This window comes from Acinetobacter sp. (assembly GCF_049284435.1).
GTDB lineage: Bacteria > Pseudomonadota > Gammaproteobacteria > Pseudomonadales > Moraxellaceae > Acinetobacter.
Map to the genome: position 1 here is coordinate 1 of NZ_JBAPXX010000122.1, position 20,525 is coordinate 20,525.

At 40.9% G+C, this 20,525-nt stretch carries 16 protein-coding genes and 1 pseudogene; 9 read left to right on the forward strand and 8 right to left on the reverse strand.

Features of this window, described 5'->3' with window-relative positions:
- The coding region (locus tag WAK81_RS10760; protein ID WP_422196802.1) for a uracil-DNA glycosylase family protein at positions 1-503 on the forward strand (503 nt) is incomplete at its 5' end.
- 96 nt (positions 504-599) lie between these two features.
- Here the strand turns inward: WAK81_RS10760 and WAK81_RS10765 are convergent.
- The 3 genes and pseudogenes from WAK81_RS10765 to WAK81_RS10775 all read right to left on the reverse strand — a co-directional run bounded on the left by WAK81_RS10765 (position 600) and on the right by WAK81_RS10775 (position 3,403).
- A pseudogene (locus WAK81_RS10765) lies at positions 600-1,080 on the reverse strand (pyridoxamine 5'-phosphate oxidase family protein).
- A gap of 161 nt (positions 1,081-1,241) precedes the next feature.
- A complete protein-coding gene (locus tag WAK81_RS10770) occupies positions 1,242-1,679 on the reverse strand; it encodes a hypothetical protein (protein WP_422196803.1) in 438 nt (145 codons plus the stop codon).
- A gap of 167 nt (positions 1,680-1,846) precedes the next feature.
- On the reverse strand, positions 1,847-3,403 hold the full coding sequence (locus WAK81_RS10775; RefSeq protein WP_422196804.1) for a phospholipase D family protein: 1,557 nt from the start codon (positions 3,401-3,403) through the stop codon (positions 1,847-1,849).
- 121 nt (positions 3,404-3,524) lie between these two features.
- Here WAK81_RS10775 and WAK81_RS10780 point away from each other — a divergent pair, with 121 nt between their 5' ends.
- From WAK81_RS10780 to WAK81_RS10815, 8 genes are all read left to right on the forward strand, one after another.
- On the forward strand, positions 3,525-4,637 hold the full coding sequence (locus WAK81_RS10780; protein WP_422196805.1) for an S-(hydroxymethyl)glutathione dehydrogenase/class III alcohol dehydrogenase: 1,113 nt from the start codon (positions 3,525-3,527) through the stop codon (positions 4,635-4,637).
- Between the two features lie 207 nt (positions 4,638-4,844).
- Positions 4,845-5,375, forward strand: a complete 531-nt coding sequence (locus WAK81_RS10785; RefSeq protein WP_005106843.1) for a hypothetical protein — start codon at positions 4,845-4,847, stop codon at positions 5,373-5,375.
- Between the two features lie 521 nt (positions 5,376-5,896).
- Positions 5,897-6,946 (forward strand): 3-deoxy-7-phosphoheptulonate synthase, encoded by a 1,050-nt coding sequence (locus WAK81_RS10790; RefSeq protein WP_422196806.1) that lies wholly within the window; start codon positions 5,897-5,899, stop codon positions 6,944-6,946.
- A 246-nt stretch (positions 6,947-7,192) separates the two neighbouring features.
- The gene (locus WAK81_RS10795; RefSeq protein WP_422196807.1) at positions 7,193-8,371 is read left to right on the forward strand and encodes a PilT/PilU family type 4a pilus ATPase; all 1,179 of its coding nucleotides are present in this window, start codon (positions 7,193-7,195) and stop codon (positions 8,369-8,371) included.
- A 300-nt stretch (positions 8,372-8,671) separates the two neighbouring features.
- Positions 8,672-9,115: a PACE efflux transporter gene (locus tag WAK81_RS10800; protein WP_422196808.1), complete on the forward strand. Its 444-nt coding sequence runs from the start codon at positions 8,672-8,674 to the stop codon at positions 9,113-9,115.
- A gap of 770 nt (positions 9,116-9,885) precedes the next feature.
- Entirely contained in the window at positions 9,886-10,095 is a 210-nt protein-coding gene (locus WAK81_RS10805; RefSeq protein ID WP_422196809.1) for a hypothetical protein, read from the forward strand.
- A 249-nt stretch (positions 10,096-10,344) separates the two neighbouring features.
- Complete coding sequence (locus WAK81_RS10810; RefSeq protein ID WP_422196810.1) at positions 10,345-11,799, forward strand: SulP family inorganic anion transporter; 1,455 nt, start codon at positions 10,345-10,347, stop codon at positions 11,797-11,799.
- A 583-nt stretch (positions 11,800-12,382) separates the two neighbouring features.
- Positions 12,383-13,579 carry a PilT/PilU family type 4a pilus ATPase gene (locus WAK81_RS10815; RefSeq protein WP_422196811.1) on the forward strand — a complete coding sequence of 399 codons (1,197 nt, stop codon included), beginning with the start codon at positions 12,383-12,385 and terminating at the stop codon, positions 13,577-13,579.
- 81 nt (positions 13,580-13,660) lie between these two features.
- Here the strand turns inward: WAK81_RS10815 and WAK81_RS10820 are convergent, their stop codons facing one another.
- The 5 genes from WAK81_RS10820 to WAK81_RS10840 all read right to left on the reverse strand — a co-directional run bounded on the left by WAK81_RS10820 (position 13,661) and on the right by WAK81_RS10840 (position 20,369).
- Complete coding sequence (locus WAK81_RS10820; RefSeq protein WP_422196812.1) at positions 13,661-14,836, reverse strand: MFS transporter; 1,176 nt, start codon at positions 14,834-14,836, stop codon at positions 13,661-13,663.
- A gap of 238 nt (positions 14,837-15,074) precedes the next feature.
- On the reverse strand, positions 15,075-15,449 hold the full coding sequence (gcvH, locus tag WAK81_RS10825) for a glycine cleavage system protein GcvH (protein WP_422196813.1): 375 nt from the start codon (positions 15,447-15,449) through the stop codon (positions 15,075-15,077).
- Positions 15,450-15,531: 82 nt separating this feature from the next.
- On the reverse strand, positions 15,532-16,560 hold the full coding sequence (locus WAK81_RS10830; protein WP_422196814.1) for an AraC family transcriptional regulator ligand-binding domain-containing protein: 1,029 nt from the start codon (positions 16,558-16,560) through the stop codon (positions 15,532-15,534).
- Between the two features lie 450 nt (positions 16,561-17,010).
- Positions 17,011-18,864, reverse strand: a complete 1,854-nt coding sequence (locus WAK81_RS10835) for an ABC transporter ATP-binding protein (protein ID WP_422196815.1) — start codon at positions 18,862-18,864, stop codon at positions 17,011-17,013.
- A gap of 230 nt (positions 18,865-19,094) precedes the next feature.
- Positions 19,095-20,369 (reverse strand): mechanosensitive ion channel family protein, encoded by a 1,275-nt coding sequence (locus WAK81_RS10840; RefSeq protein ID WP_422196816.1) that lies wholly within the window; start codon positions 20,367-20,369, stop codon positions 19,095-19,097.
- Positions 20,370-20,525: the final 156 nt, after the last annotated feature.

Sequence of the window (20,525 nt, forward strand, 5' to 3'; positions counted from 1 at the left end):
CTGCCACACGCTGGAAAATGAATTTTTATTATCCGAATTATCAAAATGATATGTGGCGGATTTTTGGACTGATTTTTTTTGAAAATAAAGATTACTTTTTAGATTTACCTAATAAAAAATTTCAGGAAAACTTAATCCGGGAATTTTTAACAGAAACGGGGATTGCAATTTTTGATAGTGGCTATCAGATCCGGCGGTTAAAAGGCAATGCTTCAGACAAATTTCTGGAAATTGTAGTGCCTACCAATATACAGCAACTGCTCAGTCAAATGCCGCAGTGCAATCATATTATGACCACAGGCGACAAGGCCACAGACACCATGATGCTGTCCATGCCTGAAGGGACTTTAAAGCCGAGTATTGGCCAGCCAAGTCAGGCCCCTTTTGCCGGACGTGATCTGTATTTATATCGCATGCCTTCATCTTCTAGAGCATATCCGGTTTCTCTGGAGAAAAAAGCCGAAAGTTACCGGACGATGTTTGAGCATGTAGGTCTGGTTTAATATTTAATCCAATAATCAGATGAAAAATGGTTAAAGAGGTTTTATGCTACAGATAAGAAATAAACTTACTATTTGTAAGTTGGTAGCTTTATTTATTCACATATTTGGATATTCAACCCAGCGATAGCTATTAATTTTAATCTCCCGGACATGATGAAAGCTGGACCAGATTAACTGGCTGGCTACCTTTGGTCCATTTTAAAGCTCGAATACGCGACTCCACCTGCTGTATTTCCTCAGGCGAGGCCGGACGTAAAGGACCAATTTCTGCATATAAGCGTACTCCTGGATAACGCTTAAATTTACCTTTCAACAGTGCATGAAACCAAAACAGTTTGCTACTGTTGACGGCTTGTACGCAAGCCAATGGCTGATGCTGTAAATTTTCAGAAAAAGTAGTGGAATAAGTGTCAAAGAAGAAACCCGTGCTGGTCTTTTTGTTGAGGAATAGGGTTCCGATCGGAGTAATACTAGGAAAGCCTTTGGAGTTGACTGTTGCAATAGAGCAATGCATGGCAGCCCGTTGTGCATCAGCGACCACCTGGCGAATCTGTTGCCATTCACTATCAGAAATCATGTCTTGATTCTCTTATTATTTTTTATAAATTTTATAACAACTTACTTAGCTTGGCATTGTCTGAAAAAATTGAAGATAGGGCAGTTTAATCAATCTAAAATGCTATTTACATCATAAAAAAAGAGCCACATGGACTCTTTAAAAAATGGAAAACTCGGCGATTAGCCATCGTATTCGACATAATCCCATAAGTTTAAACGTGCTTTAATTTCCTGACGGATCTCGGGCAACATCGGCAAAAGAGTGCCATCAATCCATAAGCTAAAAGCTTGGGCAGAGAGTACTTGCTGCTGTTCATCGACCAATTGAGCACCTTTCAACATAATGCCTGTCTCATCAGTGGCTTCGATTTCTATACCTTTAAATAAAACCTGTAATTCATAACCGCTATCCTGAATCAGCCATTCCAGTTCGAGCTGAATATTTTCACTGGATTTCAAAACCACCTGTCCCTCAACCGTAGCGGAGTTGGACAGACAGTCATGTTCAACCCGAACTTTGGCCAAATACCATTCTTGCTGGGATAAATCATGGAGGGTTTTTACAGGCGTCAGAATATCACTGAACTTAAACTGACCGCTTAAATCAAAAAATTGCATGGGAGTGGAGAGCGAACAATCGCAAAATACGAGAAAAATGTAATTCTAAAGTAAGCGCAATCGACTGTAAAACCCTTTAAACGATGATTGGGCTAAGTTAGTTTAAGCAGCCATTCTCGAAATACGGGCTTTTCATATCATGTAATTTTTAGGTCATTCCAATGTCATTACATTAGCCATTCACCGGGAAATTTCGTCACCAGATTCATCATAAACCGCTGGAATTTTGTAGTTTCCGGATCATTTAAATGTTGAATGCTACGGCCATCTTTTTGATGTTCTAGCCAAATCATTTCATTTTTTTCATTCAGCTTAAGCTGATAAGCCACGCGTGGTAAGTACTGATCCATCGCACTGGTAATTTCCTTCTGAAAATCTTCCGACTCAATGACCAGACCGACTTCGGTATTCAGATAGGCCGAACGCGGATCAAAATTAAATGAACCGACAAACACCATACCATCCAGATCAAAGAATTTGGCATGTAAACTGGAGCTGTTTTTGTTTTTAGCCGGGATGATATCTCCGGTCATAATTTCATACCAGGTACGTTCCGGCCGGACAATATAGGGTTTAAATTCCCAGAGTTCGATGCCACTTTTCAATAATTGCTCACGATATTGCTGATAATAGGCATGCACCGCAGCCACATCATTGGCCTGAAAAGAGTTGGTCAGGATTCTGATTTTCACACCCTGTTGCGCACGGCGGGTTAAATAGTCGGCCCCTTTTTGCGTAGGAATAAAATACGAGGACACCAGTTCCAGATGATTTTTCGGCTCACCCATCAATTCGAGCATATGGGTATAAATATAATCGCCATTTTTGGCATGAGGACGGGCTTTTGCGGGACTATCCGCAACAAAATAAGCCGGAGCCCAGTGCATAGGTTGTTTTTTTAAGTGCTGTTCGACTTGTTTCTCGGCAATGCCCACCCGGCGTTTGAGTTCAGTTTCATCGACATCTTCACGTGCAAATTCAGCTCTGAGCCTTTTGAGCATTTCAGGATGGCCGGCATCATTTAGCACCTGTCGTACATCATAACTCAGATCATCATTCCAGAAGTTAATAAAGGTCTGATTGGCATCTGTTACGCTTTGACCCGCGAAGAATATATCCACATCGGTGAATTGAAAATCTTCACTGGCATCAAAGTATTCACTGCTGATATTGCGGCCGCCGGTCACGGCTGCAGTTCCGTCTGCAATGATCAATTTATTATGCATGCGATGATTGACCTTTTTCATCCGGAAACCATAATCCAACGCACGTAAATGACGAAATTTATAGGGATTAAAAATCCGGACTTCAAAATTTGGATGCTGGCTTAAAGCAAGAAGCTTGTCATCAAGCTGGGTACCATTTTGATCGTCAATCTGAACCCGCACTTTTACACCGCGATCGGCGGCTTTGAGTAATTGGGACAAGATCATATTGCCAATATAATCATCCTTCCAGATGTAATATTGCAGATCCAGATGATATTTGGCTTTGTTAATCAGGTGCAGACGCGCTGCCATACTCATAAAGCCATCATAGAGCGGCAAGAAAGCCGTTTTACCGCTATTGATCTGCTGTTTTGAAAGTTGATTGTCGATCCAGTGTGCAGGTCGAACCGGCGTGATTTTCGCTTCTTTAGCAGTGTTGGGAGCCAGTTCACAGCCAGAAAGCATGATGCTAAAAGTAAAAATGCTCAAACATACAAAGGGCGAAGGTTTAGTCATTGATGTTCCATTAATTATAGGATCTTTTATTCCTTATCTGGTGATGTTAATAGTTGAATCTCCAAATAGAAAGAGGTTACTGTTAGTCATCTGTAAATCAGCAAAAAAAGGACAGTTTTACATGAAATCACGTGCAGCAGTTGCGTTTGGTCCAGGCCAGCCATTAGAAATTGTAGAAGTGGATGTTGCTCCACCAAAAGCAGGTGAAGTATTGGTAAAAATTAGCCATACAGGCGTGTGTCATACCGATGCATTTACCTTGTCTGGTGAAGATCCTGAAGGTGTATTTCCTGCAATCTTGGGTCATGAAGGTGCGGGTGTGGTCGTTGAAGTAGGTGAAGGCGTCACTAGCCTGAAACCGGGCGATCACGTGATTCCGCTTTATACTGCTGAGTGCGGCGAATGCTTGTTCTGTAAGTCAGGTAAGACCAACCTGTGTGTTGCTGTGCGTGCGACCCAAGGTAAAGGCGTAATGCCAGATGGTACGACCCGTTTCTCTTATAATGGCGAGCCGATCTATCACTATATGGGTTGTTCAACTTTTTCTGAATATACTGTGGTTGCTGAAGTTTCTCTGGCAAAAATTAATCCTGAAGCCAACCACGAGCATGTTTGCCTGCTTGGCTGTGGTGTGACTACTGGTATTGGTGCAGTACATAACACCGCTAAAGTTCAGGAAGGTGACAGTGTTGCAGTATTTGGTTTAGGGGGTATCGGTCTTGCTGTGGTACAAGGCGCACGTCAGGCCAGAGCCGGCCGTATCATTGTGATTGATACCAATCCGGATAAATTTGAACTGGCGAAACAGTTTGGTGCGACAGATTTCCTGAATCCAAAAGACTATGATCAGCCGATCCAGCAAGTGATCGTCGAAATGACTGGTTGGGGTGTAGACCATTCATTCGAATGTATCGGTAATGTAGATGTAATGCGCTCAGCACTGGAATGTGCGCATCGTGGCTGGGGTCAGTCGGTGATTATTGGTGTAGCCGGGGCAGGTAAAGAAATTTCAACCCGTCCATTCCAGTTAGTTACAGGTCGTAAATGGATGGGTACTGCTTTTGGTGGGGTGAAGGGCCGTTCACAATTGCCGGGAATGGTAGAGCAGTCAATGAAAGGTGAAATTCAGCTTGAACCTTTTGTAACGCATACCATGCCACTGGATCAGATCAATGAAGCTTTTGACCTGATGCATGAAGGTAAATCAATCCGTACCGTTATTCATTTTGACTAAGCTGTTTTAATCTAAAAAAGACCGGTTTAATACCGGTCTTTTTTATGCGGCTTTCACTTGATTCAGGATACATTAGTGCATGAAAGCCTCACAGAGAGTCACTGAAATAACACACGCCTGCTAATGTCATTACATGCCAGATGCTTATATTAAATAGGACGTATGAAATACGTGCTAAAACCATTTTAAAGAATAAGGATAAGCTCTATGTCGAATGATAATTTTGATCGTGATGTAATTAAGAATGCACCTAAAGATGTCCGCGATGATTTAAATGCTGATCCAATTACTGGTGAACCTGGCGCACATCCTGTGGGTACAGGTGTAGGTGCCGCAGGTGGCGCAGCAGCAGGTGCAGCTATTGGTGCTGCAGGCGGTCCAGTCGGTGTCGCTGTCGGTGGCGTTGTCGGTGCAGTTGTTGGTGGTCTGGCAGGTAAAGGTGTAGGCGAAGCTATAAATCCAACAGAAGAGCAAGCTTACTGGCGTGATAATTCGATCAATACACCATACTATTCAGATGCCCGTACCACCTATAGCGATCTGGATTATGACCGTGATTATGATACGGCCTATCGAGTCGGTTATGAAAACCGTGGCAGCTATGATGCCCATACCCGTTTTGAAGATGTAGAACCTGATTTGAGACTTAAATGGGAACAAATGAAAGGACAATCACGTTTAAACTGGGAACAGGCTAAATTTGCAGTACGTGATGCCTGGAATCGTGTTTCACGTTAATTTTTAATCTTTGGATTAAACTGAAGTTTCTTTGGTAAAACCCGCGATAGGTTTGTGGGTTTTACCACTTTTGGTGATACATCTCACGGTTTGATGAATTGATAAATAAAAGTAGAAAAGTTAATAAATATTTTTTTATATTTAATGCTTGTCAAATGATCACAGAGCGCGTATTTTAATTTCAGAATCACATTTTATGAAAGACATAACATGTTAAAGCAACCTATCATTTCAAACGCATATTTTTATTTCTGGCAGTTTAGATAATTGCCTGAATGCGTTTGGGCGATGAAAAGGTTGCCCACCAGTTTATACCTGATCGGCAACCCTGATCAGGTTTTTTTATGCCTTTCATTTTTTACAATATTTTGGAGACAGCCATGACAAACTTTAACTATTCATACTTTAACAACTTTTATTGGTCTTATTTTAGTCAGCTAATGACACTCACAACACCTTCGATTAGACCCATAACGCTCAAATAAAAGTTTGGACTGATTGCCAGTCCCAGGATTAAAGTCATGAATACCTCAAATACATCACAACAACATCGCGCTGAAAGCATTTTAACTTTACCTCAGCAGCTTAAGCAGCAATTGCCACTGTCTCCGCAATTGGCCAGCCAAGTCGCTGAACATCGTCAAACCATTCAAAATATATTAGAAGGCAAGGATCATCGTTTGATGGTGATCACAGGCCCATGTTCCATTCATGATGAAGCTTCCGCGCTAGACTATGCAGAAAAATTAAAACAGCTTCAATCACAGGTATCTGATCAGATTTTCCTAGTGATGCGTGCTTATATCGAAAAACCACGGACTACGGTGGGCTGGAAAGGTTTCCTTTACGATCCAAATCTGGATGGTTCATCCAATATGCAATTGGGCTTGGAAAAATCCCGTAACTTATACCTCAAAATCATTGAAATGGGTCTTCCGATTGCCTCTGAAATCCTTAGCCCGATGGCAACAGCGTATTTCGATGACTTATTAGCTTGGGGCGCGATTGGCGCACGTACCAGCGAATCGCAAATTCATCGCGAAATTTCCAGCCATATGCCGTACAGCATCGGTTTCAAAAATGGTACTGACGGTTCGATACAAATTGCCCTAGATGCCATTCAATCTGCCTCTCATCCGCATCAATTCCTGGGGATGAGCCAGTCCGGTTTACCATGCATTTTACACTCGCAAGGTAATCCGAAAGCACATTTGATTTTACGTGGCTCGAATAGCGGACCAAATTACCAATTGTCAGAAATTGAGAAAATCCGGGCCAAACATCAGATCGACTTACCGGCATTGGTGATTGACTGTAGTCATGGCAATAGCTCGAAAAATCCGATGCTGCAACCCGAAGTACTGGAACAGATCGTGGCAGAAAGCTTACAGACCAATGTTCGTGGCGTAATGATAGAAAGTCATTTGGTAGATGGCAACCAGAAAATTTCTGAGAAAATGAATTATGGTCAATCTGTTACTGATGGATGTCTGGGCTGGACAAAAACCGAACAACTGTTGTTAAATATGACTGATTCACTACGACTCGAAGGTTTGAAGCGTAGTGCTTAAAACTGAATGATGTCTTTCCTCAATTGATTGGGGAAAGACAGCTTCGGATGAAGCTGATCAGCACATTTACTTAAATGCTTAAAGCCGCTCATCACAGCGGTTGAAAATAAAAATAATGATTAGAACGATTTTATAAATTGAATAAAAATAAGTAAATTAAAAAATAAACAATAACAATAATTTATTATAGGTCTTACTCCAGCTAATTCTATACGGCTGACCAGTCATGATCTCAGGAATTTCGATATGTATACAACCGAATTGCTCGATGAAGCACGTAAATTTATGCACCATATGCTGACCAAAGTGGTTGAATATGATGGTTCAGACCTTTTTATTACTGCAGATTTCCCACCAAGTATTAAACGACAGGGCTTGATGAAGCCCTTTGGTCAGCAGAAACTCACACCAGATAAAACCCACTTATTTGCCTATTCCTTAATGAACGAGCGGCAAATTCAGGAGTTTGAATCGGTCATGGAATGTAATTTTGGCATTAGTGTACCCGGTGTTTCGCGTTTTCGGGTGAATGTATTCCAGCAACAGCACAATGTCGGCATGGTAATTCGGGCCATTACCACAGACATTCCGAGCTTTCAGCAGTTAGGCTTGCCGAGTTCATTGCAACAGGTCATTATGGAAAAACGTGGGTTGATCCTGGTGGTAGGGGCAACGGGTGTCGGAAAATCTACGACGCTGGCTGCCATGATTGATTATCGTAATACCCATACTGAAGGACATATTATTACCATTGAAGATCCTGTGGAATATGTCTATCAGCATAAAAAATCGATGATTACCCAGCGAGAGATTGGGGTGGATTGTATTTCCTGGCATAACGCGCTTATTAATACCATGCGACAGGCACCCGATGTGATTGTGATCGGTGAAATCCGTGATACAGATAGTATGGAACACGCTATTGCTTTTGCTGAATCAGGACATTTATGTCTTGCAACGCTGCATTCGAATAATGCTGATCAGGCTTTAGACCGGATTATCAACTTTTTTCCGGAAGAACGCCGGAATCAGTTATTGATGGATCTGTCTGCAAATATGAAAGCGGTGATTTCCCAGCGCCTGATCCGTACGGAGGATGGTAAAGACCGCCGTGCAGCAGTAGAAATTCTGCTGAATACACCTTTGGTCTCTGACCTGATCCGTAAAGGTGAGTTTTATGAGCTCAAAACGATTATGGCACGCTCGCGAGAGTTAGGGATGCAGACCTTTGATCAGGCACTCTTCGATTTATACAATCAAGGCATTATTTCTTATGAGGAAGCTTTGCGTAATGCGGATTCCAGTAATGAACTTCGCCTGCAAATCAAGTTAAAAAGTAATCGTCTTAATCCGGTTTTACAGGCGGAAAATACTCAAATTTCTATGCTTGAGCAGTCTAGATCACGTACGCTTTCTACCGGTTAATATTGAGTATTTAGGTAAAATAGAATTCGGCTACAAACATATGACCAATGTCACTTTTAACATTAGGTGACATAATCAGTGTCATGGTCTGAAAGAGAATATTTCTATTTTGGACTTACAAAAGTCATTCCGTATAAGAGATTTTATGTTAAATAAATAGATTTATAGGAATTTTATCAACCACAGTTGAATAGTTGCTATTCAGTAATTGTTATAATTAAAGATTCATTCTTTTATAAATCAAATATAAGAGTTCAACCTATAATACCCTCATAAATTACTATCCAATTAGGAAACTTAATGCGTACCAGCAAAGATCGTATTCGGCATACTCTAGGTTTTGAGATTGTAGGATTAATAATATTCGTTCCATTAGCAAGTTTACTATTCAACTTCGATTTTCATTCAATAGGAATCATGGCCGTTGTTGGTTCAATTATCGCTACGATATGGAACTATATTTATAATTTATTATTTGATCATGGAATGCTGAAACTGCGGGGAAAAGTAGATAAAACAGTTCCATTAAGAGTATTACACGCCTTTTTATTTCAGAGCAGTATATTAATATTATTCTTACCCATGATTGCATTGTACTTAAGCATTAGTCTCTGGGAAGCTTTCATGATGGATATTGCTGTAGTTACTTTTTATCTTGGATATACTTTTGCCTATAATTGGGTTTATGACAAGATATTTCCTATTCCAGCAGTAGCTTTTTCATCCCCATTGGTGACCAAATGAAAATATAGCCTAAAGTAAATGGATTTTTATAGTTTTACTTTAGCTGATGGATAGAAAGTGTCATGGCGGAGATCACTCAGTTATCCGACTGGTCCTGCAGCGACTTTAATTCGTATTTTGGATGCTTATCCACCTCTCATTTAAAAAGTTTAGATAATAAAAAACCCCGGCATCCTGCCAGGGTTTTTCGTATTTGATGCTTAGGTATAACTCCTGTCTACCTTGCTGTCCTTAGCTAGAACTGGCTTTCAGTTCTATTACATCCTATTCCTACATGTTTTTAATCATAGGAAATTTACAGTATTTCGACTATCCGCAAAGAACTGGAATTTTTGTAAGCTAATGCTTACAAAGTTGACTAAAAACTGTCTCGATTTTATCCCCAGAAATTGGGGATATTTTCTGCTCTGAGAAGGCTGCTAACATTGAGAAAAGCTTCAGATAGGTTAAAAAATAATCAATTTTATTGGCGGAATATATCAAAACAGTTTAAAAAAAAGCCGATTTATTTCAAAATCGATTTTTTGCTGTTTTTTTGCTCAGTGTTAAATCTTTAAATTATTGATAATTATATTAATATACAAGTGTACTTCATATAATCGCCATTATGTTAAATGGGTAGTAAATTAGTGGATTATTCATACTTTACCTTTAGAAAAACTTGCAGATCCTTTTTTAATTTGTAATCCTTGCGCCCAAGGGTGCCTAGCTCAGCTAAGGCAGGTGTTTGTTGTAGTCGGGCCGCTACAATATTGATAAAGAGCGCCTGTATGTTTAATTTCAAGATTTTTAATAAAGTCTCTACGGAAGTATTGACGATCAAAAATGACCTTCAGCTTAATGCTGAGCTGCAATTAATTAATAAATATAAAACGGCTACTTCTGAAGATTATAAACAAGCTATTGTTTTAATCTTTAAAGAACGTGGCTATACACGTTTGGAAATAGGTCAATTACTTGGGGAGCTAAAAGCTTTATAAAATACTGATTAAAAAAGCTTGGATAATCCATCCAGGCTTTATAAAAAAGTACCTAGCTGTTACCCTTGTCCTGATTTTTTTTACTCTAAAAAGTTCCTCCATCTTATGACACTTACGCCACCTTAAGTTTATTTACCGTCTTAAATCTGTAAATAACTCATCACTGTCTAGTGATGTGGTGTAGTCACTTGTGTGTTGTATATATCACATCACTAGCCTATCTGAAAAATTAAAAAACAGGCTATGTTTATGTTATCTAATGTCCGAGAACAGTGGTTCTCTAACATCCGTGGGGATGTACTTGCCGGATTAGTCGTCGGTCTTGCACTCATCCCTGAAGCCATCGCATTTTCAATTATTGCAGGTGTAGATCCTAAAGTCGGTCTATACGCATCCTTCTGTATTGCCGTCGTGATTTCTTTCGTAGGTGGTCGTCCAGCAATGATTTCAGCTGCCACAGGAGCTATGGCACTGCTCATGGTTACTTTGGTCAAAGAGCATGGGCTTGAATACCTGCTTGCAGCAACAATTTTGACGGGTGTAATTCAAATAATGGCAGGCTATTTAAAGCTCGCCAAGTTAATGCGATTCGTATCTAAATCTGTGGTTATTGGATTCGTAAATGCGTTAGCGATCTTAATTTTCATGGCTCAGTTGCCTGAACTGATTAATGTGACCTGGTATGTATATGCTCTGGTTGCTTTAGGTCTGGCGATTATTTATCTCTTTCCTTTGGTTCCCAAATTAGGAAAATTACTCCCTTCTCCACTTGTCTGCATCATTGCAATCACATTACTGGCAATTGCTCTAGGAATTGATATACGAACTGTGGGTGATATGGGATCGTTACCTGACACACTTCCAATGTTCTTGATTCCAAATATTCCTTTGAATATTGAAACACTAATGATTATTTTGCCTTATTCAGTCGCACTGGCGGCTGTAGGTTTACTTGAATCGATGATGACAGCAACCATCGTGGATGAAATGACAGATACGCCAAGTGATAAATATCAGGAGTGTAAGGGACAAGGGATTGCGAATATTGCTTCTGGCTTTATGGGTGGAATGGCTGGCTGTGCGATGATTGGTCAATCTATGATTAACGTAAAATCAGGTGGCCTTACACGCTTATCAACTTTCTCTGCGGGTATTTTTCTTCTTATTCTAGTTGTATTTATCAGCGACTGGCTCAAAGTAATTCCAATGGCTGCATTGGTAGCGGTAATGATCATGGTCTCTATCAGTACTTTTGAATGGAGTTCTGTCACTCAGTTAAAAAATAATCCTAAGAGCAGCAATATAGTAATGATTGCGACTGTGATTGTAGTTGTTGCTACGCATAACCTGGCTTTGGGTGTGTTAACAGGCGTATTACTTTCAGCCTTATTCTTAGCGAATAAACTTGAAAATGATATCCAGGTGACAGCATCTTTTGAAGGAACAGCTCGTTTATATGATTTGAGAGGTCAGATCTTTTTTAGTTCTTCTGAAAAATTCATGCAAGGTTTCGACTTTAAAGAGGATGTAAAGGATGTGATTATTGATTTGACCCATTCTCACATTTGGGATGTAACATCAGTCGCCATGCTTGATTCTGTTGTAAATAAATTTCAAAAGACTGGTGTAAATGTCACTGTGCGTGGCTTAAATGAAGCAAGTTCTATCATGATTGATAAGTATGGGACCCATGCCAGAATTTAAGTTCAGGAGATTCTACATTTATGTAGAATCTCTAAAATTAATATAATACACCTTATACGAAATGCTCTTTTTATCTTGTTTTAAATCATATTTTTACAGTCAAATAAAAATCCTAACTTAGCTGAATTTGGCTTTTTTAATAATTTACGAAGTTCCACGCTTACTATTTGAGCAATTTTCCACGGTTTTGTTCAATTTTCATAAACATTGTCCTATTTTTCATAATTCATCATTGCATGTGGTAGAACCGAAATTGGTACATAAAAAATAGGGGAGTTGGTAATCATAAGGAAAGAAAAATAACATTCTATATGTCGCAAATGATAAATAATGAATCGTCTGACAGAGTTTTACCATTTAAATGACAATCTTCTTTTTGAGCAGAGTTGCTTTAAAAAAAAGCGTACATATTACAGGTTAATTTCATTTTTATTGAAGTAAGTCACATAAAAACTTTAAAATATTTTCGTTATAAATCAAATGTGTTTGAGGTTTTTTAAAAAACGCTGCACAATGAAATCAAAATATTTTGGCATAAATCTAAGATTGAGATTTGTGCCGTTGTGCATTTCCGGGGGAAAAGATGTTCACGGCAGAATTGTTGGACGAAGCAAAAAAATTCATGCATCACATGCTGACTAAGGTGGTGGAATATGGCGGTTCAGATTTATTTATTACGGCTGATTTTCCACCGAGTATTAAACATCAAGGCTTAATGAAACCTTTTGGACAGCAGGAACTCACGGCTGAAAAAACCAAGCTGTTTGCCTACAGCTTGATGAATGATAAACAGCGTAAAGAATTTGAAACTGAACTTGAGTGCAATTTTGCCATCACCGTGCCAGGTGTTTCCCGTTTCCGGGTCAATTTGTTTGTACAACAACTCAATGTCGGGATGGTAATTCGTACCATTACTGCAGAAATTCCAAATTTCCAGAAGCTGAAATTACCGGAATCACTGAAACATGTGATTATGGAAAAACGTGGACTGGTACTGGTAGTCGGAGGAACAGGTTCAGGTAAGTCTACCTCTCTGGCGGCCATGATTGATTACCGTAATGAAAATTCAGCCGGGCATATCATTACTGTAGAAGATCCAGTGGAATATGTGCATAAACATAAAAAATCCATGATTACCCATCGTGAAGTCGGAGTGGACTGCCATTCCTGGCATAATGCGCTGAAAAATACCTTGCGTCAGGCGCCAGATGTTATTCTGATTGGGGAAATCCGAGATACTGAAACCATGGAACACGCGATTGCTTTTGCTGAAACCGGACATCTGTGTCTGGGAACGCTGCACTCGAACAATGCCAACCAGACTTTGGACCGGATTATTAACTTCTTCCCGGAAGAACGCCGGAACCAGTTATTGATGGATCTGTCATCCAATATGAAGGCAATTATTTCACAGCGTTTAATCCGTACTCAGGATGGTAAGGGCCGTCGTGCAGCGATTGAAATCATGTTAAATACGCCACTGATTTCAGACCTGATTCTGAAAGGCGAGTTCCATGAACTGAAAGCGATTATGGCGAAATCGCGTGAACTGGGCATGCAGACTTTTGACCAGGCCTTATTTGATCTGTATAACGAGGGTGAAATTTCTTATGAAGAAGCCTTGCGCAATGCCGATTCTACCAATGAGTTACGTTTGCAGATCAAGCTGAAAAGTAACCGCCAGGACACGGCTGTAGCCACTGAAGCGACTCAATTCACCATGATGCAAGAGCCAAAAACGGAAGAGAAAGAAGCTGAGAATACTTCGGTTTCAGAATAAATATTTACTCAAAAAATCACAGGCAGAAAATTCTGCCTGTTTTTATTTATCTTATTTATTATTCAATTCAATCAATGAAAACTAGACGGTTTTACGTTGTACCATCAGCTTAAAATAAATAATGCTGCTCAGGGTTAAAATACCACACAGCATAAAAGCAAACTGATAACTATAAGCTGCAATGATGGCACCAATCAGCAGTGAACCAATGGCAATACCCAAATCATAGAACGTATAAAAAGTTGAGGTTGCATAGCCAATTCGATGCTTGGGTGCACGTTGAATCGCCAAGGTTTGAATACACGGTTGTACACTGCCAAAACCCACGCCAACCATAACTGCAGCCAGCATAAATCCCCATAGGGTCTGAATCTGGCTCAGTAAAAATAAACCCAAACTAAAAGCCAGCAGCGCCGGATAAATCACATATTGTGGACCTTTACGATCATAAATTTTTCCGGTGATTGGACGCAGGCTCATCATGGAAATCGCAAAAACCACAAAGAATAAACCCGCATAGGCCATTAAATCCTTGCTGGCTGCGAAGGGTGCGATAAAGGACATAATGCTGGCATAAGAAAAAGAAATCAGCATGGCTAATACCGCGACAGGCAGCACTTTCTTTTCCATAAAATCTGTCAGGCCAAGCGAGGTTTTCTTGTGGGTATTTTCGATGATTTTTTCAGGCTCTTTCACTGGAATCATAAAACAGAAGGCAAATCCGATAAAAACTAAGGCGATCAATAGCGTACTGACCTGAAAATAAGACCAGTATTCAATCAGGCTCAGACCAATGAAAGGACCCAAGACAATCCCCAGATTTACCGACATGACAAAATAGCCCATGCCTTCGCCTTTACGCTGCTCCGGAATAAACTGGTTCGCGACAGGCACGCAAACTGTGGTCAAGATACTGAACCAGATGCCATGTAACAAACGGATGATAAACAGAATCGTGAGCTGATCTGCCAGCAGATAAGTAAGTGAAAATAGGCTAAAGAACACTTCTGAAATAATTAGGGTTCTACGTACCCCAAATTTTTCGATAATTAAACCGCTAAAAGGACGCACTGCAATGGCAGAGACCATAAACAAGGTCATGGCCAGACCTGCCTGAGTCAGGTTGCCGCCTAATTCTTTTAAGATGTATATTGGCAAAATTGTGGTTTGCGCAAAATAGAAAATAAATAAAAACAGGTTGTTCGCCAGACAAAGTACAAATGACTTGGTCCATAGTGGCGCTGCAATGGCGTTCATGATTTTCCTAAAATGATATGCTGTGAGACGCTGGGCTCAGCATGGGAAATTATTGTTATAAATAAGCGCGCCCTATTCAGGAGCGAAGCGAATATGATCAAAACTTTAAGAAAAATAAGTGAAAAATACAATAATATTTTGTGATAAATGCATGAAATTTAATTTGAACTGGAAAATACAACAACTGGTCTGCAATAAAAAATCAGCCCGGAGGCTGATTTTCTAAATTTAAACCGGCTTAGAGGCCAGCTTCATATTCTGTATTTGAAAGAAGCTTTTCAACATCTTCCATATTGTCTGGCTTGATTTTATAGATCCAGCCTTTGCCATATGGGTCGTCATTAATGAAATCTGGATCATCTTCAAGATCAGGATTGATTTCAACCACTACGCCAGACACCGGCGCATGAATATCAGAAGCAGTTTTAACTGATTCAACCACACCGGCTTGTTCGCCCGCAGTGATATGTGAATCAAGATCTGGTGCTTCTACATAAACCAAATCACCTAACGCATCCTGTGCATGGTCGGAAATACCGGTCACAACAAGATCACCCTCAATGCGCACCCATTCATGTGTACTTGCGTACTTTAATTCTGCAGGATGATTCATTGATAACTCCTTAAAAATCTTAAGATCATTTTTGACATGTTTTATACATTCTTTTTAAGCAAAACAAAAGGCTTATGCTCCCTTATAAATAAGGATCTTTGCGCCAGTTGCTCGGGCTGCGACCACTCCAGCGTTTAAACGCCCGGCTAAAATTGGCGACATCACTATAACCCAGTTCATCGGCAATCTGTTCCAGAGTAAAATCTGTCCGGGACAATAATGAGGTGGCATGCCGGTAACGCACTTCATCGACCAGAGTAGAAAAGGAGGTGCCTTCGGCAGCGAGTTGACGTTTTAAGGTGCGGTCAGACATGTGCAAGCGATCCGCCACACTTTCAATACTGAGATAATGTTGCTCGGCATGGGTCAGGATATCTCGGACACGCATGGCAATCCGGTGCCGTTCACCCAAGGCAGAAAGTTCCGTTTCACACTGGTTAATCGCAATCTGGCTGGCAATTGGATCGGCATGTACCAGCTTGTTCATCAGGTAGCTTTTATCAAAACTCAGAATTAAATGCGGCTGTTCAAAGCGGAACTGATGGGTTGGGAACTTCGCCATAAAGCGTTCAAATCCTTCGGGATTTTTAAAATCGAAGTCAATTTCTCCTGTCGCATCAGTAACGCCTGTAATCGCTTTGGCCATACTGATCAGGCCGATCATCAAGGCAATTGAAATTTCAGTACGCAGGGGCTCCAGCTGAATATCGGTTTGTAACTGTACCGTTGCTTTGGCACCAAAGGTTGAGAAAAATAGTTGCAGGAAGGGTAAACGTAGCTGAATAAATCGGTTCGCCAGTACCAGCGCATCGGTAATATTATTCGCCGTCATAATCGCATAGCCGATAAAGCCATGAATGGAAATCCGCATCTGTGTGCCGAGATGATAGCCCAAGGTCGGCTCGCCGGTCAGTTTCAGGGCATATTTGACCAGTTCGTTGGCGACAGGGGTTGGAATACGAAAATCAGGATCTGCCAACTGTTCACTGGTCAGGCCAAAAGGTTGGAAAAGCGACTCATTGTTATAACCCCAGCGGGAAATGACATCGAGAAGCAGGAGACCATAAACACCTGGAATTCCTTGGTCTTGGCGTGGAGCAATTGTTTTCATGCGCGATCCGTTGCACTCATTCAAATTTTTTTATTTATAAATAGATATTGGCATTAAGCCGCCAAATTTTTCATTAAAATTGTTGGACAAAATTTTGGCGATTGTGACTCTCCCACTGGCAGATTAGCCTGAATTCAGCATTAAAATCAATTTAAACCACATAATTTTATTGATGAAATCAAAATTATTTTATTGAACCCGTCACATCTCTGCATTGGCTGGCTCAGGACAAGAAGATTGGTTGAGCATTGAACAGGACTTCATTAGAGTGCTTTCAGAACTAGAGAGTTATGTCATTTCATTAAAATACCAGATAGATGGCAACTTAAGGTTCATCTGTATAGAAGATTTTAAAAAGAAAGGTCTGGGCAAAGTTTTCCTTTTTCCAGACCTGTTCAATATTAAGGACGAGCAGATCATCAGAAGTTTTGAAATCTTCTAGAGATCATATTATTCATGATCTTTCGATGTTTTGACCTGTTGCTGAATCAGCATGCCGCCAGTTTGACGCTGCCAAAGCTGGGCATAGATACCATTTAATGCCACCAGTTCATCATGCGTGCCTTGCTCGGCGATTCGACCCTGATCCAGCACAATCAGACGATCCATCTGGGCAATGGTCGACAGGCGATGCGCAATTGCAATCACAGTTTTACCTTGCATCAAGTCGTCCAGACTGTTTTGAATGGCGGCTTCGACTTCAGAATCCAGCGCACTGGTCGCTTCATCCAGAATTAGAATTGGAGCATCTTTCAGGAACACCCGGGCAATTGCAATCCGCTGACGCTGTCCGCCGGAAAGTTTCACGCCACGTTCACCGACATAGGCTTCATAGCCTTTTTTGCCACGCAAATCAGTCAGATTTGGAATAAATTCTTCCGCTTTGGCTTTACGCACAGCTTCAAACATTTCTTCATCAGTCGCATCCGGACGACCATATTTAATATTTTCCGCGACAGTGCGATGCAGTAGTGAAGTATCTTGTGTCACCAAAGCAATGTTCTTGCGCAAACTGTCCTGAGTTACATCATCAATATCCTGACCGTCAATCAAGATACGACCCTGGTTGATATGATAAAAGTGCAGCAACAGTTGAATCAGGGTAGATTTCCCGGCACCTGAACGGCCGACAATACCAATCTTTTCGCCTGGGCGAATGGTCAGATTAAACTGATCAATCACGTTTTTATCATTATAGGCAAAGCTGACATTTTCGAATTTAATTTCACCGTGATTGAGCTGTAGCTCTTTGGCACCCGGTTTATCTTCAATGGCAATTTTGCGGCCTAAAGTTTTCATACCATCCTGAATGGTACCGACATTTTCAAACAGGGCAGAGGTCTGCCACATCATAAATTCGGCAATACTGTTCAGTTTCAGTACCATTGCCGTAGTTGCTGCAATAATGCCTAGCTCGGCCTGACCTTCCATCCAGAGCCAGATCGCGGTACCCAGTACGCCGCCGTATAACACCACACTTAAGAGCAAGATGCTGATCTCGTATTGAGCACCCAGACGCATCTGTTTATACACTGTTACCATAAATTCCTGCATCGAAGTCTTGGCATACTGGCTTTCACGACCAGCATGGGCAAACAGCTTGACAGTCTGGATATTGGTATAGGCATCTGTGATACGCCCGGTCATGACAGCACGGGCATCGGCCTGAGCATTAGAAATTTTGCTCAAACGCGGGATGAAGTAACACGCTGCACAGATAAACAAGGCTAGCCAGACCATCAATGGAATGATCAGCAAGGGTGAAATTGCACCTAAAACAATATTGATGGTGATGAAATAAATCAGCACATAAGCCAGCATGTCACCCAGAATGACCCAGAATTCGCGTACTGCCAGAGCGGTTTGCATGACTTTGGCCGATAATCGTCCGGCAAAATCATTGTGGAAAAAATCCAGGCTCTGTTTCATCAGCAGATTATGAAAGCGCCAGCGTAAACGCATCGGGAAGTTGCTATACAGAATCTGATGTTTGATTAGGGATTGCGCGTTGGCGAAAAAAATATTGGCCAGAAGAACAATAATCAACAAGGTTAGATTGCTGGCATGTTGGTCCAAGAAAGTATCGGGCTGGCTTTTACTGAGCCAGTTCACCAGCTCACCAATTTTTGAATACAGAAAAGCTTCGAAGCTGGCAGCACCGGCAGTACACAGCACCAGAATCAGCAAATAACGGCGGACTCCATAGGCGGCCTGCCAGACAAATGGAAAAAACTTGGTCGGTAAAGGTTGATTCAGATTTTTGGTGGGATAGGGGTCAACCAGTCTTTCAAGCCATCGAAACATTATCGTACTCTTATCTATCATGCATTTTGCTTTTCGGGAATTATAAAGGATTCTGTTTTTTTAAGCCCGTAATTGGGTGAAATTGCCACAAAATGATTCACTCAATTAAAACTTAGATTATAAAAATTAAACTAAAGCTAGATTTATGCCTGTCAGGATTTAAACAGATGAGGAAATAAAAAAGCCTGAAATGCAGCAGCACCTCAGGCTTGAGATTGGATGACTTATGTTTAAGTAATAATAGAAGACGGTTGAGTAAATGCTTCCTTTAAATCAAGACCTGAAGGCGCTTGATACACCTTTAAACCAAATTCCGGAATAATCGCCAGCAGATGATCCATGATATCAGACTGGATATTTTCATACTCGACCCAGGCGGTAGTATTGGTAAAGGCATAAATCTCTAGCGGCAGACCTTCACTGGTTGGCTGCAATTGGCGCACCATTAGGGAATGATTTTTACTAATACCGGAATGTTGTTGCAGATAAAACTCTACATAGGCACGGAAAGTTCCCAGATTGGTGAGACGGCGCTGATTGTATTGCGAATGATGACTCAATTGCAGGTTAAATTGTTCCAGCTCTTCTGATTTGCTATTCAGGTACTGATCCAGCAAAATAAAATTTTTCAGCTTGTTCTGTTCTTCAGCCGACATAAAATGCACGCTGCTTTGATCAATATGAATCGAGCGCTTGATCCGGCGCGCACCGGCTTCCTGCATGCCACGCCAGTTTTTAAAGGTATCCGTCACCAGTTTGTTGGTGGGAATCGTGGTCACTGTTTTATCAAAGTTCTGTACCGTAATGGTATGTAATGACATATCAATGACATCGCCGTCCGCATTCAGCGAGGGCATTTCGATCCAGTCGCCAATCCGTACCATGTCATAGGATGAAATCTGCACCGAAGCCACCAGCGACAAAATGGTATTTTGAAAGACCAGCATCAACACCGCTGCCATGGCACCGAAGCCAGCCAGCAAGGTAAAAACATCCTTTTTCAGGAAAGTGCCGAGAATCATCAGGCCACAGACAATAAAGATAATCAGCTTGACCAGCTGCAAATAGCCTTTAATCGGTTTATTACGTGACTTAGGATTACGCTGATAGACCAGATTAAAAATATTCAGTAATTCACCAAGAGCCAGGGCAATCGTCAGGAAGATAAATGCTTGTGCACCCATTTGCACAAAGGATTCAACCTTGTCAGATAAATGCGGTACTGTGGTAATCCCGTTCATTATCACGACTGCCGGAACAATATTGGCAATCCGGCGAATCACGCTATGCTCAGCAAAAATCTGATTATTCGCAAAAGGCATTCTGGAAATCAGTTGACGTATTCCGCGTACCACAATTTGCTTGGCAAATAAATTGGCAAGAATCGCCAGTAAAATCACAATACTCAGTGAAGATAGCATTTCCAGCCATGGGTACTGATTTGCCCATTCTTGAATATTCCGAATAAAATTAAACTGTTCCAAACGATCTTTCTCTTCAATCAAAAATTTAGATCAAGTTTATAGTCTTGGATCAGATTTTTTAATATTGGATAACTTTTTAAAACATATCTATTGGTGCAAATCATTCAATAAAAGTGCCTACAAATAAAAAACCGGCGAATTCGCCGGTTTCTGATCTTCGATATTGCTGCTACTGAA